Source organism: Flavobacterium sp. GSB-24 (genome assembly GCF_027924665.1).
Classification (GTDB): Bacteria; Bacteroidota; Bacteroidia; order Flavobacteriales; family Flavobacteriaceae; genus Flavobacterium.
Genome location: NZ_AP027043.1, coordinates 3,090,658 through 3,105,358, shown reverse-complemented (window position 1 = coordinate 3,105,358; position 14,701 = coordinate 3,090,658). Strand labels below are relative to the sequence as shown.

Sequence of the window (14,701 nt, the reverse complement as noted above, 5' to 3'; positions counted from 1 at the left end):
TTTTTGTATTATTTCAATTTCAGTTTTAATTTTTCAAAAATAGACATTTTATCCTTAACCCTTTTCATATTAGCATTCATATTGTCAATAAAATTTGGGTTTAATGCATTTTTGGTTGCTGCTTTATAATAATTATAAGCCATAATATATTGACTTTCATACTCTGCCATTCTACCTAATTCACTATTGTAAGTCGAATTATCTGCATTTTCTAAATTAGCCAAAGTAAAATTAATATGCTCTTTTGCTTCGGCATATCTGCCAATATCAATTAATAAATAAGTATAATTTAAATAAGGGGCAGGATATTTAGTATCGAACTTCATCGCAAGTTTGTAATGATAAATTCCTTTCTCATAATCACTTAATTTATTGTAATAAATCCATCCTAAATGATTGTGAGCTTTTCCAAAATCAGGATACTGCGCTAAAATTTCTTCAAGTAATTCTTTTGCGTCTGCCGAATTTCCCTCAGAAATTAACGCATCTGCTTTTATAAATTGATTTTCGTAAAAACTCAAACTTTCCATTCCTATGTTTTTAATTCAATAATTGTTTTGCATGGTTTAAAGCCGAATCAGAAATATTTGCTCCAGATAACATCTGCGCAATTTCTAAAATTCGTTCTTCCTGCGATAAAAGCTTTAATTCAGACTGCGTATCATCTCCAACTGTTGATTTTGAAACTTTAAAATGAGAATCTCCTTTTGCTGCAATCTGCGGCAAATGCGTAATGGCAAATATCTGCATGCTTGCACTCATTTCTTTCATAATTTCACCCATTCTAATCGCAATTTCTCCAGAAACTCCTGTATCAATTTCGTCAAATATAAGGGTTGGCAATTTCGAATATTTTGCTAAAATAGCTTTTACAGCCAGCATAATACGAGACATCTCTCCTCCAGATGCTACTTTTTTCAACAAACCAAAATCCATTCCTTTGTTGGCAGAAAATAAAAATTGCAATTCGTCTTTTCCGTTTTGAAAGTAAACTTCAGAAGGTAATAATTCCATTTTAAAACGAACATTTGGCATTCCTAAAGTTTCTAAAATAGAAATTAATTGTTCTGAAAGCTTCGGAATTGCATTTACTCTGTTTTGGTGAATTTGAACTGCATAATTATCTAGTTCTATAGTTTTCTCCTCAATAATTTTAGATAAAGCTTCTATTTCTTCATCCATATTATCGAGTTCCAATAAACTGTTACCTAATTCAGCTTGAATTTGAAGCAGATCATCAACAGAATTTACTTGATGTTTTTTCTGCAAATTATAAATCAATTGCAATTTCTGATTTACTAACTCTAATTGCACCGGATCATTTAGCAATTTTTCCGAACAATTTTCCAGTTCTTTAGAAACATCATCGAATTCGATAGCTAAGCTTGTTACTCTTTCAAATAAATTTTGATATTCTGGTGAAAATGGAGCCACTTTCTGCAAAGCTGCTTTAATTTCATTTAAATTATGAAAAACGCCAAACTGTTCCTCGTTTGCAATTGTAAGCGATTTATCAAGAGATTCTTTGATTATTTCAACATTATTCAGCTTTTCATAATCAGCTTCTAACTCTTCTTGTTCGCCAGATTTCAATTGTGCAGATACTAATTCATTTAACAAAAATGTATTGTATTCCTGTTCCTTTCCTGAATCACTCTGCTTTTTAATCAAAGCATTCCATTTTGATTTATCCGCTTTATAAGATTTAAGCAATTTTTGATATTCTGCAATAACTCCTCCATTATTGGCAATAGCATCTATAATCTTGAATTGCACATTTTCATCTGACAATTCCTGAGTTTGCTGCTGCGAATGAATATCTATTAAATACAAACTTAAATCTTGAAGTTCCTGCAGATTAACAGGACTGTCATTTATAAAGGCACGCGATTTTCCAGAAGGCAAAATTTCACGTCTAATGATCGTTTCATCTTCATAATCCAGATCATTAGCTTCAAAAAAGTCTTTTAAATTGTATTTCGAAATTTCAAAATGTGCTTCAATAACACATTTTTCTTCTTTATTTTTTAAAGAAGTAAGATCTGCTCTTTTACCTAAAACGAGACCAATAGCACCTAAAATAATTGATTTTCCTGCTCCTGTCTCACCTGTAATTATAGAAAAACCTTTAGAAAAATCTATTGCTAGTTTTTCAATAAGAGCATAATTTTTAATTGACAGTGAAGTGATCATAGAGCAATTTTGTAAAAATAAAGGTTAAAGTAGGTTTTGAAAAATGAAACAGATTTAATATTTAATCTGTGACCATTTAGTAGAATTTAATGGCGAAACTTTGTTTAAAACATCTGTTAAATCGGTAACAGATATACTTGGTCCGCCAGAAAAAATAGAAACAATTTCATCTGATTTTGCATCAAAGAAAACTCGGGTTATAAACGCATTTGGTTTAACTGAATTTAATTTACCTATAAGCATTAATGCAGATTTTATTTTTTCTTTTGAGGCTTTTAAATCTAAACTCATACCATCTAATCCAGTATGATAAGCGTACATAGTTTGGCGTAAATCGCTGTAAGTTGGCGCAATCATATCATTAATCAAATAGTAACGATTTTGAAGTCCGTCTGACTGATTCCAGCCTTTAAATCCACCCTGTTGTGCAACATTGGCAATATTTTGAGCTGTTTGAAGATATTGATTTCCTGCACCCATTTGAAAAGTATCAGCATCCATGCCCAAGATCATATAACAGTAAAAAGATATAACAGAAACTAAGTTCGAGTCATAAGTATTTGGATTAAATAACAATGGCTCGTATTCTGTATATCTAAAATTAAAATCTTTGTCGTTGTAATTTAAAACAGGTGAAGAATACGTAGAATTAAAAATCAATCTTGAAGATTGAACCTGAACAGTCCCTGTAAATTGATCTGAACTGTTAGATGATAAAGTAATATACATCGAGCAGTTAATTCTTTCGTTTTGTTTTAAAATTGAACCTGTCCAGTCTGTTTTGTTTACAAATTCAGACAATGAGGTTTGAAGCGTTTTAAAAACCTGATTATTCGGGTTCGTAAGTCGCTCTGTATTAATAGTTACTGTACAATTTAGCTGCTGCCCTTGCACAAAACCAAAGCTTAGAAATACTAACAGCGTAACTATCTTATTCATAATTGTATAAATATTAAATTAAACATAAATTGTTTGGATTTATGTTCTCGGCGTATATTTTAAATCTAAGATTTTGAAAAATGCAGAATAACTTTATTCAAAATATCAGCCGCTACAGATTCTTTTAATTTTAATTCCATTGGTTCGATTTCAAAATTTTTATCAATAAAGGTTACTTTATTGGTCTCTTTTTTAAAACCTGCTCCTTTATCTTGTAAGGAATTTAAAACAATCAAATCTAAGTTTTTTTTCTGAATTTTCAACTTAGCATTTTCAATTTCATTTTCAGTTTCTAATGCAAATCCAATTAAAAACTGATTTTTTTTAATAGCTCCCAAAGAAGACAAGATATCTTTTGTCTTTTCAAGTTCTATCGAAAACTCAGCTACAGTTTTCTTAATTTTCTGGTCTGCAACAAATTTCGGTTTGTAATCTGCAACAGCTGCAGCTGCGATCGCCGCATCGACTTCATTAAAATACAAATGACAAGCATCGTACATTTCTTGAGCAGATACAACATCTACAACTTTAACTAAAGCGTTCTTAGCCTTATAGTGTGTTGGACCCGCAATTAAAAACACCTCTGCTCCTAGACTTGCAGCTTCATTGGCAATATCAAACCCCATTTTCCCAGAAGAATGATTTCCTATAAAACGTACGGGATCTATCGCTTCGTATGTTGGTCCTGCAGTAACTAGTATTTTTTTTCCTTTTAACGGCAGTTTACTCTCTAAATCAGCTTCTAAGAAAGCAATTATATTTTCAGGTTCAGCCATTCTTCCTTCACCAGATAAGCCACTAGCCAATTCGCCATTTTCAGCTGGAATCATTACATTTCCAAACTGTTTTAATGCCGCAAAACTGGATAAAGTTGAAGGATGCTTATACATATCCAAGTCCATTGCAGGTGCAAAATAAACTGGACATTTGGCCGATAAATAGGTTGCAATTAAAAGATTATCACAGTTTCCTGTAGCCATTTTCGATAATGTATTGGCTGTAGCGGGAGCAATCAACATAAGATCAGCCCAAAGTGCTAATTCAACATGATTGTTCCAAACTGCATCTTCATCATCTTGATTAAAGAAACTTGAATGTACTGGATTTTTAGATAACGTAGATAACGTTAATGGAGTTACAAAATCCTTAGAAGCAGGTGTCATTATCACTTGGACATGTGCACCTGCTTTTATAAAAAGTCGTACTAATGAGGCTGTTTTATAGGCTGCAATTCCACCAGAAACTCCCAGTAAAATTTTTTTCCCGTTTAAAACTGACATTATACTGTTATTTGTTTGAACTTCTGTGGTAAGTTTTACCGTCTAACCATTCTTGAACAGCTAAAGCGTGTGGTTTAGGTAATTTTTCGTAAAATTTAGAAACTTCGATTTGTTCTTTATTTTCAAAAACTTCTTCTAGACTATCATTATAAGTAGCAAACTCTTCTAATTTTTCAGTCAATTCTTTTTTAATCTCAGAATTAATTTGATTTGCTCTTTTAGCCATAATGGTAATTGCCTCATACACATTTCCTGTTGGCTCTTCAATAACTGTTTTGTTGTAAGTTATTGTGTTAACAGGAGCATTCGTCTTTTTTAAATCCATGACTTTATTTATTTAGTAAATTTTTGTAAATCTGTTTCAACTCTAGCATTCATTTCGTCTGCTTTAACTTTGTATTTTGTGTCGCTTTTAAACTTAACTAAGTTATTGTAAGCTACTTTGGCAACATTTAGGCGTTCTTCCATTTTTGAAGGTACACTATTGATTGCCAATTGATATGCTGAATCATATTTATAAAACAGCGCATCTTCTTTAAAAGGTGTTCCAGGATAATCAGCGATAAAATTATCAAAAGCAACTAAAGCTGATTTGTAATCTGAAATTGTATTGTAACCTTTAGCATTTTCATATGCTTTTTTCTCTAATTTACCATTTAACAGCTGCACAGTTTCATTTGCCTGAGCTACATATTCTGAATTTGGATAATTATCAATAAAAGCTTGTAATTTTTCTAATGCTTTTACGGTATCTGTTTGGTCTAAACTGTAAACTGGTGCAAGTTTTGAATAGCTGTATGCACCTAAAAAAGCAGCTTCCTGCACTTTTTCGCTTCGTGGATAACCTGAAACAAAACTTTCGAACTGGTAACCAGCTAAATAATATTGTTTTGTTTTATAATAAGATTGCGAAAACATGTAAAATAGCTTTTCTGCCTGAGGTTTTCCTCTATAAGATGTAGCCAATTGTTCGAAAAGACGAATCGCTTTTGAATATTTACCAGCATCATACATTTTGGTTGCCATCTCAAATTTAGCCGCAACATCTTCATTTTTTAATGCTTTTTGATACTCACTACAAGAACAAAAAAGGGCCACAACAATTAACAGCGATACTATTCTTTTCATTTTCTTACTTTTATTATGATCTCTCAGACAATTTGCCAAAGCAAAATCACACCGAAGTTTCGGTGGCAAATTTAGTTATTAATTTAGCTACTACAAAATATTTTTTAGTATAATAAAATACCGTAAAACTTACGTTTATTTAATACTGTTTTTCACAAATTCATTTAATCTTTCTGCCAATGAATCATCTACGCTTACTAAAGGAAGACGAACGGTATTATCAGCAATTCCAAGGGCTTGGAAGATTTGTTTAATTCCAGCTGGATTTCCCTGCTCAAAAATCATATCAATACTGTCTGACAAGAAATAATGGGTTTTGAATGCATCTGCCACTTTTTTATTCAATCCTAAACGAATCATTTCTGAAAATTCTTTCGGAAAACCTTGTCCAATTACAGAAATAACACCAGCGCCGCCAGCCAAAACAATTGGTAGTGCCAGCATATCATCTCCAGAAATAACTAGAAAATCTTTTGGTGCATTTTTAATAATTTGCATTGCCTGCGCCATGTCTCCTGCAGCTTCTTTAATTGCTACAACATTTTCAAAATCATTAGCAAGACGTATAACGGTTGAAGGAAGCATATTACTTGATGTTCTTCCTGGAACATTATATAGAATTACAGGAATTGGAGAAGCCTCTGCAATTGCTTTAAAATGCTGGTAAATTCCTTCCTGTGTTGGTTTATTATAATATGGTGAAACAGATAATATTGCTTCAAAAGCAGAAAAATCTCTTGTTTTTAATTCTTCAACAATCTGCATAGTATTATTCCCGCCAACTCCTAAAACTAGAGGCAGTCTTCCTTTATTTACATCGATTACAGTATTTATAACCAATTCTTTCTCTTCTGCTGTAAGGGTAGCGTTTTCTGCTGTAGTCCCCATAACAACAAGATACTCCACTCCGCCATCTATAGAGAAGTTTACAATTCGCTGTAAAGCTTCGATGTCAACTGAAAAATCTTTTTTAAATGGAGTCACAAGAGCAACACCAGTTCCTATTAATGATTGCATATTTTAATTGTAATTTATTTTATATTTTTTAAATACCTAAACAATTCTGAAACGAATAGTTTGTAATTTTCTAATTCTGTACTAATCATCCAGCGGTTCAATTTTTGATCTACAGCAGAAAATCCGACTTTAAATTTAGCTTTTGATTTATTGGTGATCATCATTAAAATGACATTTTCGACATTATAATAACTCAACAAAAGATCAAATTCTGAATTCACAAATTTGTTCAAAAAATCTTCGGTAATTTCTCCTTTCCAATTGATATGTTTTTTACCAAAAGTAGGTCTTAAATACGTTTCTTTCTCGTTAATTTTTCCTCTGTATGCAACAACTTTTATGTTTTCTGAAGCAATTCCTTTAAGCTTTAATTCGTTAATCAGCGCTTCAGAATGGTCAAAATTACTTTCATCTATCAATAAACCAATTGTTTGAACGTTCTTAGAAAAGACCTCGTTTTTATTGTTACTTAAGTTATTTTTTAATGATTTTTTTACAAAAAATTCCTTTATATAATTTAAAAACATAGTACTTTTACTAGATTACAAAATTAATTATTTAAGTTGCATTTAAAATGGTAAAACTAAAAAAGTATAACGGATTTTTGAAACTTTTTGTTATATTCTTAACACTTTTTTTTACAGTTTCCTGTAGTCAAAAAAATTACAATCTAAACAAAATTGAAGGGAAACAACTTCCTGTTACTGAAAAAACTGCTGAAACTCCAGCAATTGAAAACTTTATTAAACCTTATCGTGATCACATTAACCAAGATTTGGATAATGTTTTGGCTTATGCTCCTGAAACTTTAGACAAGAGTACAGGAAAATGGCAGACCAGCATTGGAAGTCTATTGGCTGATGTTTGCCTTCAAAGAGGAAATACCGTTTTTAAAGCCCGTGAAAATAAAGATATCGATTTGTGTCTTTTAAATCATGGTGGCATCCGCGCAATTCTTCCTAAAGGAAATGTAACTACGAGAACCGCTTTTGAAATTATGCCTTTCGAAAACAATCTGGTTGTTATAGCTTTAAAAGGGGAACAAATTTTAGAAATTGCAGCCTATATTATTAAGGAGAAAAAACCGCAGCCTTTGTCTGGAATGACTTTTACAATTGCAAAAGACAATACTGCAAAAAACATCCTAGTTCAAGGAAAACCGCTAGATGTGAACAAGACTTATTATGTAGCTACAAATGATTATTTGGCAAATGGCGGTGACAGTATGACTTTCTTTGCGAAAGGCACTCAAAAGTTTGACTTAAACTATAAACTTAGAAATGTATTGATTGATTATTTTAAAGATGTAGACACAGTTGTGGCTCCGAAAAATATCAGAATTACAGAAGAATAAAAAAATTAAAGAAAAAAGTAAGCATTCCTGCAAAAAAAATATAAAATGAAAAGAAGAGAGTTTATCGAAAAAACAGCAGCAAGCACTGCCCTACTAAGTTTAGGATTGTCTTTGAGCAGTTTTGAAACTAACGATATTAAACATTTAACAATTTTACATACTAATGATGTGCACAGCCACATTGATCCTTTTCCTGCTGATGATCCGCGTAATCCTAATATGGGCGGCGTATCTCGTCGTGCGGCATTAATAGAGTCTATTCGTAAAGAAAATTCGAATGTGCTTCTTTTAGATGCAGGAGACATTTTCCAGGGAACTCCATATTTTAATTATTATGGCGGTGAATTGGAATTTAAATTGATGAGTATGATGAAGTATGATGCTTCGACTATTGGAAACCATGATTTTGATAACGGCCTTGATGGCTTATACGCTCAGCTTCCTCACGCCACTTTTGATTTTATCTGTTCTAACTATGATTTTAAAAATACGGTTATGGAGGGACATGTAAAACCGTACAAAATCTTCAATAAAAACGGAATTAAGGTTGGTGTTTTTGGAGTTGGAATTGAATTACAAGGTTTGGTAGACAAGCAATTATACAAGGAAACTGTTTATAATAATCCTGTAGAAATTGCGCAGGACATGACACAGCTTTTGAAAAAGGAACAAAAATGTGATTTAGTAATTTGTCTTTCGCATTTGGGATATAAATATAAAGATGATCCAACTAAAATAAGCGATTTGAAATTTGCTGAACAAACTCAAGATATTGACTTAATTATTGGGGGTCATACTCATACTTTTTTAGACAAACCAACTATTGTAAAAAATAAAGCTGGTAAAGAGGTATTGGTAAATCAGGTAGGCTGTTACGGAATCAATTTAGGTCGAATAGATTTTTATTTTGATAAAGACAAACCACATACAAACCAAGGTACAACTATTGTGGTGTAGGTTTATTTTGAATTCTAGCTTTTTCTAAAAAGTATTCTACCATAAAGAAATAAGCTAGAATTTGAGTTATGTCTCGTATTAAAACCAAAACGATTGAGTACGAGAAGTATTCATTGAAAATATAGAAAATATCTGAGAAGATATAGCTTACTGCCATTAATGACATCAGTAAAGTAATATGCGTTCCTTTGGTGATGTAACTTACAAAACAGTAATAACTTAAAACACTTAAAACGATTCCGTAGAAAGTGTAAATTATGTGAAACCGTTTCATACTGTCTAATTGTAAACTCAAGACAGAAACTAATAAGTAGACAATAAAAACTACCACAATAGAAATAGGCAGAATATCGCGTTTTGTTAATTTTATTCTTTCGTGCTCTCGAATGAAGATTCTAATAATTAAAAGGTAAACGATTAAAAAACATATTACTCCCCCTATTTCAGAACTTTCAATATCCATTAAGTCATATACCTGCCCTACAAAACAAAAAAAGAAAATCACACCTTCTGATTTTCCAATTTTGAATTCATTGCTAATTAAAAAATAAATAAAAATAGCCGGGAGAACTATTGCTTTGGCATACGTCGCAAAAAAGTCTTGTTCTGTATAATCAAAAATGATTGTACATAACAATGCCAGAAAAAACAAAATTAACGACGGTTTATTCGGTTTCATTTAATTTGTTTATAAAATCTTCTTCTGATAATATAGGTATATTTAATTTAGTGGCTTTTTCTAATTTCGCTGGTCCCATATTATCTCCTGCTACAACAAAATCTGTTTTTGCAGAAATAGAGCTTCCAACTTTTCCTCCGTTATCTTCTATGGCTTTCTTCAATTCATCTCTTGAAAATTGACTAAATACTCCAGAAACCACAAATGTTTTTCCAACAAATTTCTCGGTCGCATTTGGATTTACTCTTTCTTCAATTTGAAACTGAACTCCATAATTTTTTAAGCGCTCAATGATTTTTTGATTTTCTTCATTTTCAAAAAATTCAACAACGCTTCTTGCAATTCTTTCTCCAATTTCATCAACCAAAATTAAATCCATTAATGAAGCTTTGCTTAAAGCATCGATATTTTTATAATGTTTGGCTAATTTTTTGGCTACAGTTTCTCCGACAAAACGAATTCCAAGTGCAAACAATACACTTTCGAACGGAATTTCTTTTGATTTCTGAACTCCATTTACCAAGTTTTCGGCAGATTTTTGAGCCATTCTTTCTAAATGCAGAATATCTTCTACTCTCAATTCATACAAATCTGCATAATTGTGTACTAAGCCATTTTTGAAAAGTAACGCCACAGTTTCTCCGCCTAGACCTTCGATATCCATAGCTTTTCTAGAAATGTAATGTTGAATTCTACCTATAATCTGCGGTGGACAACCGTAGAAATTAGGACAGTAATGATTGGCTTCACCCACATTTCTAACTAATTCAGTCTGGCATTCCGGGCAATAGGAAATATAATGTGTTACTTCTGAATTTTCTGGGCGTTTGGCTAAATCTACTGCAATGATTTTTGGAATAATTTCACCGCCCTTTTCTACAAAAACAGTATCATTTACCCTAATATCTAATTTTTCGATTTGATCGGCATTGTGAAGAGAAGCTCTTTTTACAATTGTTCCAGCAAGCTGCACAGGTTCTAAATTCGCAACTGGAGTTATGGCGCCAGTTCTTCCTACTTGATAGGAAATTGATTTTAATTTGGTTGAAACCTGTTCTGATTTGAATTTGTAAGCTATTGCCCAGCGCGGTGATTTTGCAGTATAACCTAATTCTTCCTGATGCTGAATGCTGTTTACTTTTATTACAACTCCATCTGTTTCGTAAGGAAGATTATGACGGTGCACATCCCAATAATCAATAAAGTCAAAAACTTCGTGCATATTATTGACTAGTTTTGCTTCTTTCGGTACTTTGAATCCCCAGCTTCTTGCAGCTTCTAAGCCTTCGAATTGTGACGAAAAAGGCAGGTTATTTCCCGTTACAAAATACAATAAACATTCTAGTGGTCGTTTTGCAACCTCAGCACTATCTTGTAATTTTAAACTTCCTGAAGCTGTATTTCTTGGGTTTGAATAAGGTGTTTCTCCAATTTCGATTAATTCCTGGTTCATTTTTTCAAAACCAGCAAGCGGCAGAATTATTTCTCCTCGAATATCAAATTTATCTGGATATTTTCCTTTTAAGTGTAAAGGAATTGATTTTATCGTTTTAATATTATTGGTTACCTCATCACCCTGAAAACCGTCTCCGCGCGTTAAGGCCTGAACTAACTTTCCGTTTTCATAGGAAATACTAATTGAAGCACCATCATATTTTAATTCGCAGGTATATTGCAGATTAACATTTCCGAGCACTCTTTGAATGCGGTTTTCCCAATCCAGCAAATCTTCTTTAGAATAGGAATTATCTAAAGAATACATTCTATATTGATGTGCTATGGTTTTAAAATTTTTGGTAACTGTTCCGCCAACGCGTTGTGTTGGTGAATTTTCATCAAAAAATTCTGGATGTTTATTTTCTAAATCTTGAAGTTCTTTCAGTTTTATATCAAAATCATAATCTGAAATCGTTGCATTATCTAACACATAATAGTTGTAATTGTGTTGATTAAGTTCATTTCGTAATGTTTGAATGGTTTCTTGAATGCTCATAAAATATTGCAAATTATAATTGTGATAAACTGAATATCAAAATTAGAATTTATTTTTGTTCAAAAGCATAAAAATTGAAAGTTTTAAAAAATCAAAAATCAGACTGCAAATTCATGCAGTCTGATTTTCTCCTTGTCCATTATTCTTAAAAAAAGAATTAATAAAAACCAACTTCCAAATGGTTTCGACGTTACATGTTTTAGAATGATAATCAATAAATTACCACGAAAACATAAAACTATTTTTGAATAATGATAAAGTCTGAACGTCTATTTAACAGGTGCTCTTCTTCTGTACATTTTACACCATTTTTACATTTATTAATTAAACGAGTTTCGCCATAACCAATTGCGCTTTCAATTCTAGAAGGATCAATGTTTTGAGAGACAATATAATCTCTTGTAGATTTAGCTCTGTTGTCTGAAAGTTTTAAATTGTAGGCGTCTTTTCCTCTAGAATCTGTATGTGATTCAATTTTGATTCTGATGTTTGGAAATTTTCGCATAATAAAAACTACTTTAGACAATTCTTCAACTGCTTTTGGCGTAATGTCGTATTTGTCGTAATCGAAATAAATTGGATTTACATCGACTTTTTCAACCCCTTGTTTTTTAACAACTAAGTCATCGTAGTTACTCAATTCAAAATTTACATCTTTGATTTCGCCTCCATTTTCTTTAGTGGTTTCAACCGTTTTATCATCACTGCTGTAGTTCGGTTTTGCCGCGATCATTTTAATTACTTTGTTGCAAGGAACTTCTATGGCATATTTTCCATCGAAATTGGTTTTTGTTTCTCCAAGAACTTCGCTGAAAGAGTTATAAGCCATTATCGTAACATCAGTCAAAGGTTTTTTACTTTTACGATCTATAGCCATTCCCGAAATACTCTGATTGCAGACTGGTTTTCCTTTTACGAAAGAATAGATATCATCATCGCCCTTTCCTCCTGCTCTATTAGAAGAAAAATATCCATAACCATCTGTTCTGTCAATTATAAAAGAAAAGTCGTCTTTGTTACTATTAACTGGTGCACCAAGATTTTTAGGGGTCGTGAAATTTCCATCTCCCAGAAATTTACTTTCATAGACATCTAAATCTCCCCAGCCATAATGTCCGTCTGAAGAGAAATACAAAGTCCCGTTTTGAAAAAATGGAAATACTTCGTTACCAATTGTATTAATGTTAGGTCCTAAATTTAAAGGCGAGCTCATAGTTCCGTCAGCTGCGATTTTTACCACGTACAAATCTGTTTCACCAAATCCTCCCGGCATGTCTGATGCGAAGAAAAGCCACTGCCCGTCTTCACTTAATGCTGGATGTCCTACGGAATAATCATCACTGTCAAAAAATACTTTCTGCGGATTCTCTAACTTATTATCAACAATTGATCCTTTGATAATCTGAAAATTATTGATTTTTGCATCGTCAACAACTAATTTGTTTTTCTTTACAATATTTGTCGAATAGTAAATCGTTTTTCCCTGAGTATCAAAACTTGCTGTTGCCTCGTGATATTTAGTCATTACATTCGGAAGAAATACTGTTTCATTAAACAAACTTCCATCGGCAGGATTTCTTTCCGCAAGATATAAATTCAGAAAAGGCTGATTGTTCCAAGTATATAGTTTTTCACTAAACTTAGTAGTGTCACGAGCCGATGTAAAAACCACATTGTCTTTGAAAAAAGTGGCTCCAAAATCTGATTTACTAGTATTAATATCTAAATTTTTAATGGTATAAAGAGGTTTTGCTTTTGCCACGCTGTCCATATATTTCTTTTGGGCAACATATCTGCTTATCTCTTTTTTATCTCCCTTTTTATCCAGATATTCTTTTGTAACTCTATCTGCTTCATCATAATCCATAACGGCTTTCATCGATTGGATATAACGCAGATAGTAAATGTCAGTCAAATTATTTCCTTGAACTTCATACAGCTTTCTATACCATTTAAGTGCATTTCTAGAATCTGAAATGAAATAGTAAGAATCGGCAGCATTTTTCAGGGTTTGAGCTGAAGGATCTTTTATGTTCTGCAAACATTCCTCATAGGCTTTAGAAGCATCTAGATAAGAAAAGTTTCTAAACAAGGCATCTGCTTTCTTTAAGTTTGTTTTTTGAGCGAAACTAAACGTAACGCTCAAAATTAAACATAGGATATATAGTTTTCTCATAGGTTTTATTTTTAGAAGAATCGAGGAGATTTAATTTTGCTTTGGTTTTTAACAAATTGATAACGCAAGATGATTTCATGCGAACCATCATTGTATTTATTCAATTGGCTTACAGTGTAATCAAAAGCATATCCAAGATAAAAACTTGGTGAAATTTGAAAACCTGCCAGTATACTCACAGAATCATCTGTTCGATAAGCTCCTCCTATAACAAACTTTTCTTGAATCATAAAATTTGCTGATATGTCTGCCGTAAGTGGTGCCCCGCTTACTGCTTTTACTAAAAATGCCGGTTTAAATTTCAAATTTGGATTCAAATCAAAAACGTAACCTCCCATTAAAAAGTAATGCAGACGATCATAATCAATAGATTCCTGAACATCGTCATAATAATCATTTCTAATAAAACTTGGAACAGAAAGCCCTACATACCATTTATCAGTATAATAATAAATTCCGGCTCCGACTGCTAATTTCATTTGATTATTGATGTTCTGATTTAACAAAACATCATCATTGTCGTAGTATCTTCCTTTAGACCAATCTATGTTTAACATTCTCATTCCTGCTTTTAATCCAAAAGCAAGTCTTTTTTCATAACCTAATGGTACTGAATAAGAGAAATTTCCATCAAGATACAGTTCATCAGAAGGACCAATTTTATCATTTACAACACTCAAACCCAAACCTATTTTTTCATTTCGAAGAGGAGAATGAATGGAAAAGGATTGTGTTTCTGGAGCTCCATCAATTCCAATCCATTGTGAACGATATAAAAGTGCTGCTTCTATGGTTCCGGTAGATCCAGCGTAAGCTGGATTTACCGCCATAGTATTATACATATACTGTGTATATTGAGGATCTTGTTGCGCTGTGGCACAAAACGTGATAAAAGAACATATTAAAATGAAATACGTTTCTAATGATTTTATATATAGTTTCATAACGATACTTATTTAGTTTAATTAATTAGATGATTAATAGA

Annotated in this window: 14 protein-coding genes; 2 read left to right on the top strand and 12 right to left on the bottom strand. The window is 32.1% G+C overall.

Annotated elements, in window-relative coordinates; all coding sequences use genetic code 11:
* Positions 1-8 precede the first annotated feature (8 nt).
* The 8 genes from QMG60_RS13400 to QMG60_RS13365 form a co-directional block, all read right to left on the bottom strand.
* Positions 9-530: a tetratricopeptide repeat protein gene (locus QMG60_RS13400; protein ID WP_057118452.1), complete on the bottom strand. Its 522-nt coding sequence runs from the start codon at positions 528-530 to the stop codon at positions 9-11.
* A gap of 10 nt (positions 531-540) precedes the next feature.
* The gene (gene recN / locus QMG60_RS13395) at positions 541-2,193 is read right to left on the bottom strand and encodes a DNA repair protein RecN (protein WP_281865248.1); all 1,653 of its coding nucleotides are present in this window, start codon (positions 2,191-2,193) and stop codon (positions 541-543) included.
* Positions 2,194-2,247: 54 nt separating this feature from the next.
* The gene (locus QMG60_RS13390; RefSeq protein WP_281865247.1) at positions 2,248-3,132 is read right to left on the bottom strand and encodes a DUF4835 family protein; all 885 of its coding nucleotides are present in this window, start codon (positions 3,130-3,132) and stop codon (positions 2,248-2,250) included.
* A 65-nt stretch (positions 3,133-3,197) separates the two neighbouring features.
* Positions 3,198-4,412: a bifunctional phosphopantothenoylcysteine decarboxylase/phosphopantothenate--cysteine ligase CoaBC gene (gene coaBC / locus QMG60_RS13385; RefSeq protein WP_281865246.1), complete on the bottom strand. Its 1,215-nt coding sequence runs from the start codon at positions 4,410-4,412 to the stop codon at positions 3,198-3,200.
* Between the two features lie 7 nt (positions 4,413-4,419).
* On the bottom strand, positions 4,420-4,737 hold the full coding sequence (locus QMG60_RS13380) for a DNA-directed RNA polymerase subunit omega (RefSeq protein ID WP_008463064.1): 318 nt from the start codon (positions 4,735-4,737) through the stop codon (positions 4,420-4,422).
* An 8-nt stretch (positions 4,738-4,745) separates the two neighbouring features.
* Positions 4,746-5,540, bottom strand: a complete 795-nt coding sequence (bamD, locus tag QMG60_RS13375; RefSeq protein WP_057118455.1) for an outer membrane protein assembly factor BamD — start codon at positions 5,538-5,540, stop codon at positions 4,746-4,748.
* Positions 5,541-5,675: 135 nt separating this feature from the next.
* Entirely contained in the window at positions 5,676-6,557 is an 882-nt protein-coding gene (gene dapA / locus QMG60_RS13370) for a 4-hydroxy-tetrahydrodipicolinate synthase (protein WP_281865245.1), read from the bottom strand.
* 14 nt (positions 6,558-6,571) lie between these two features.
* Positions 6,572-6,976 (bottom strand): hypothetical protein, encoded by a 405-nt coding sequence (locus QMG60_RS13365; protein WP_281865244.1) that lies wholly within the window; start codon positions 6,974-6,976, stop codon positions 6,572-6,574.
* Between the two features lie 155 nt (positions 6,977-7,131).
* On the opposite strand from QMG60_RS13365, the gene QMG60_RS13360 reads away from it, so the two are divergent.
* Positions 7,132-7,911 carry a 5'-nucleotidase gene (locus tag QMG60_RS13360; protein WP_281865243.1) on the top strand — a complete coding sequence of 260 codons (780 nt, stop codon included), beginning with the start codon at positions 7,132-7,134 and terminating at the stop codon, positions 7,909-7,911.
* A 45-nt stretch (positions 7,912-7,956) separates the two neighbouring features.
* Complete coding sequence (locus tag QMG60_RS13355; RefSeq protein ID WP_281865242.1) at positions 7,957-8,868, top strand: metallophosphatase; 912 nt, start codon at positions 7,957-7,959, stop codon at positions 8,866-8,868.
* Here QMG60_RS13355 and QMG60_RS13350 read toward each other — a convergent pair.
* From QMG60_RS13350 to QMG60_RS13335, 4 genes are all read right to left on the bottom strand, one after another.
* Complete coding sequence (locus tag QMG60_RS13350) at positions 8,855-9,547, bottom strand: lysoplasmalogenase family protein (protein WP_281865241.1); 693 nt, start codon at positions 9,545-9,547, stop codon at positions 8,855-8,857. The two genes, QMG60_RS13355 and QMG60_RS13350, sit on opposite strands and share 14 nt — an antisense overlap.
* The gene (gene ligA / locus QMG60_RS13345; protein ID WP_057118461.1) at positions 9,534-11,540 is read right to left on the bottom strand and encodes an NAD-dependent DNA ligase LigA; all 2,007 of its coding nucleotides are present in this window, start codon (positions 11,538-11,540) and stop codon (positions 9,534-9,536) included. Before ligA ends, QMG60_RS13350 begins: the two co-directional genes overlap by 14 nt.
* A 238-nt stretch (positions 11,541-11,778) precedes the next feature.
* Positions 11,779-13,716: an OmpA family protein gene (locus tag QMG60_RS13340; protein WP_134141794.1), complete on the bottom strand. Its 1,938-nt coding sequence runs from the start codon at positions 13,714-13,716 to the stop codon at positions 11,779-11,781.
* Between the two features lie 11 nt (positions 13,717-13,727).
* Positions 13,728-14,660, bottom strand: coding sequence for a type IX secretion system membrane protein PorP/SprF (locus QMG60_RS13335; RefSeq protein WP_057118463.1), 933 nt, complete (start codon positions 14,658-14,660; stop codon positions 13,728-13,730).
* Positions 14,661-14,701: the final 41 nt, after the last annotated feature.

Coding starts and splice junctions, on each gene's coding strand:
- QMG60_RS13390 (WP_281865247.1), bottom strand. CDS start 3,132: ATGAATAAGATAGTTACGCTGTTAGTATTTCTAAGCTTTGGTTTTGTG.
- dapA (WP_281865245.1), bottom strand. CDS start 6,557: ATGCAATCATTAATAGGAACTGGTGTTGCTCTTGTGACTCCATTTAAA.
- QMG60_RS13350 (WP_281865241.1), bottom strand. CDS start 9,547: ATGAAACCGAATAAACCGTCGTTAATTTTGTTTTTTCTGGCATTGTTA.
- recN (WP_281865248.1), bottom strand. CDS start 2,193: ATGATCACTTCACTGTCAATTAAAAATTATGCTCTTATTGAAAAACTA.
- QMG60_RS13360 (WP_281865243.1), top strand. CDS start 7,132: ATGGTAAAACTAAAAAAGTATAACGGATTTTTGAAACTTTTTGTTATA.
- QMG60_RS13400 (WP_057118452.1), bottom strand. CDS start 530: ATGGAAAGTTTGAGTTTTTACGAAAATCAATTTATAAAAGCAGATGCG.
- coaBC (WP_281865246.1), bottom strand. CDS start 4,412: ATGTCAGTTTTAAACGGGAAAAAAATTTTACTGGGAGTTTCTGGTGGA.
- bamD (WP_057118455.1), bottom strand. CDS start 5,540: ATGAAAAGAATAGTATCGCTGTTAATTGTTGTGGCCCTTTTTTGTTCT.
- QMG60_RS13355 (WP_281865242.1), top strand. CDS start 7,957: ATGAAAAGAAGAGAGTTTATCGAAAAAACAGCAGCAAGCACTGCCCTA.
- QMG60_RS13335 (WP_057118463.1), bottom strand. CDS start 14,660: ATGAAACTATATATAAAATCATTAGAAACGTATTTCATTTTAATATGT.
- ligA (WP_057118461.1), bottom strand. CDS start 11,540: ATGAGCATTCAAGAAACCATTCAAACATTACGAAATGAACTTAATCAA.
- QMG60_RS13340 (WP_134141794.1), bottom strand. CDS start 13,716: ATGAGAAAACTATATATCCTATGTTTAATTTTGAGCGTTACGTTTAGT.
- QMG60_RS13380 (WP_008463064.1), bottom strand. CDS start 4,737: ATGGATTTAAAAAAGACGAATGCTCCTGTTAACACAATAACTTACAAC.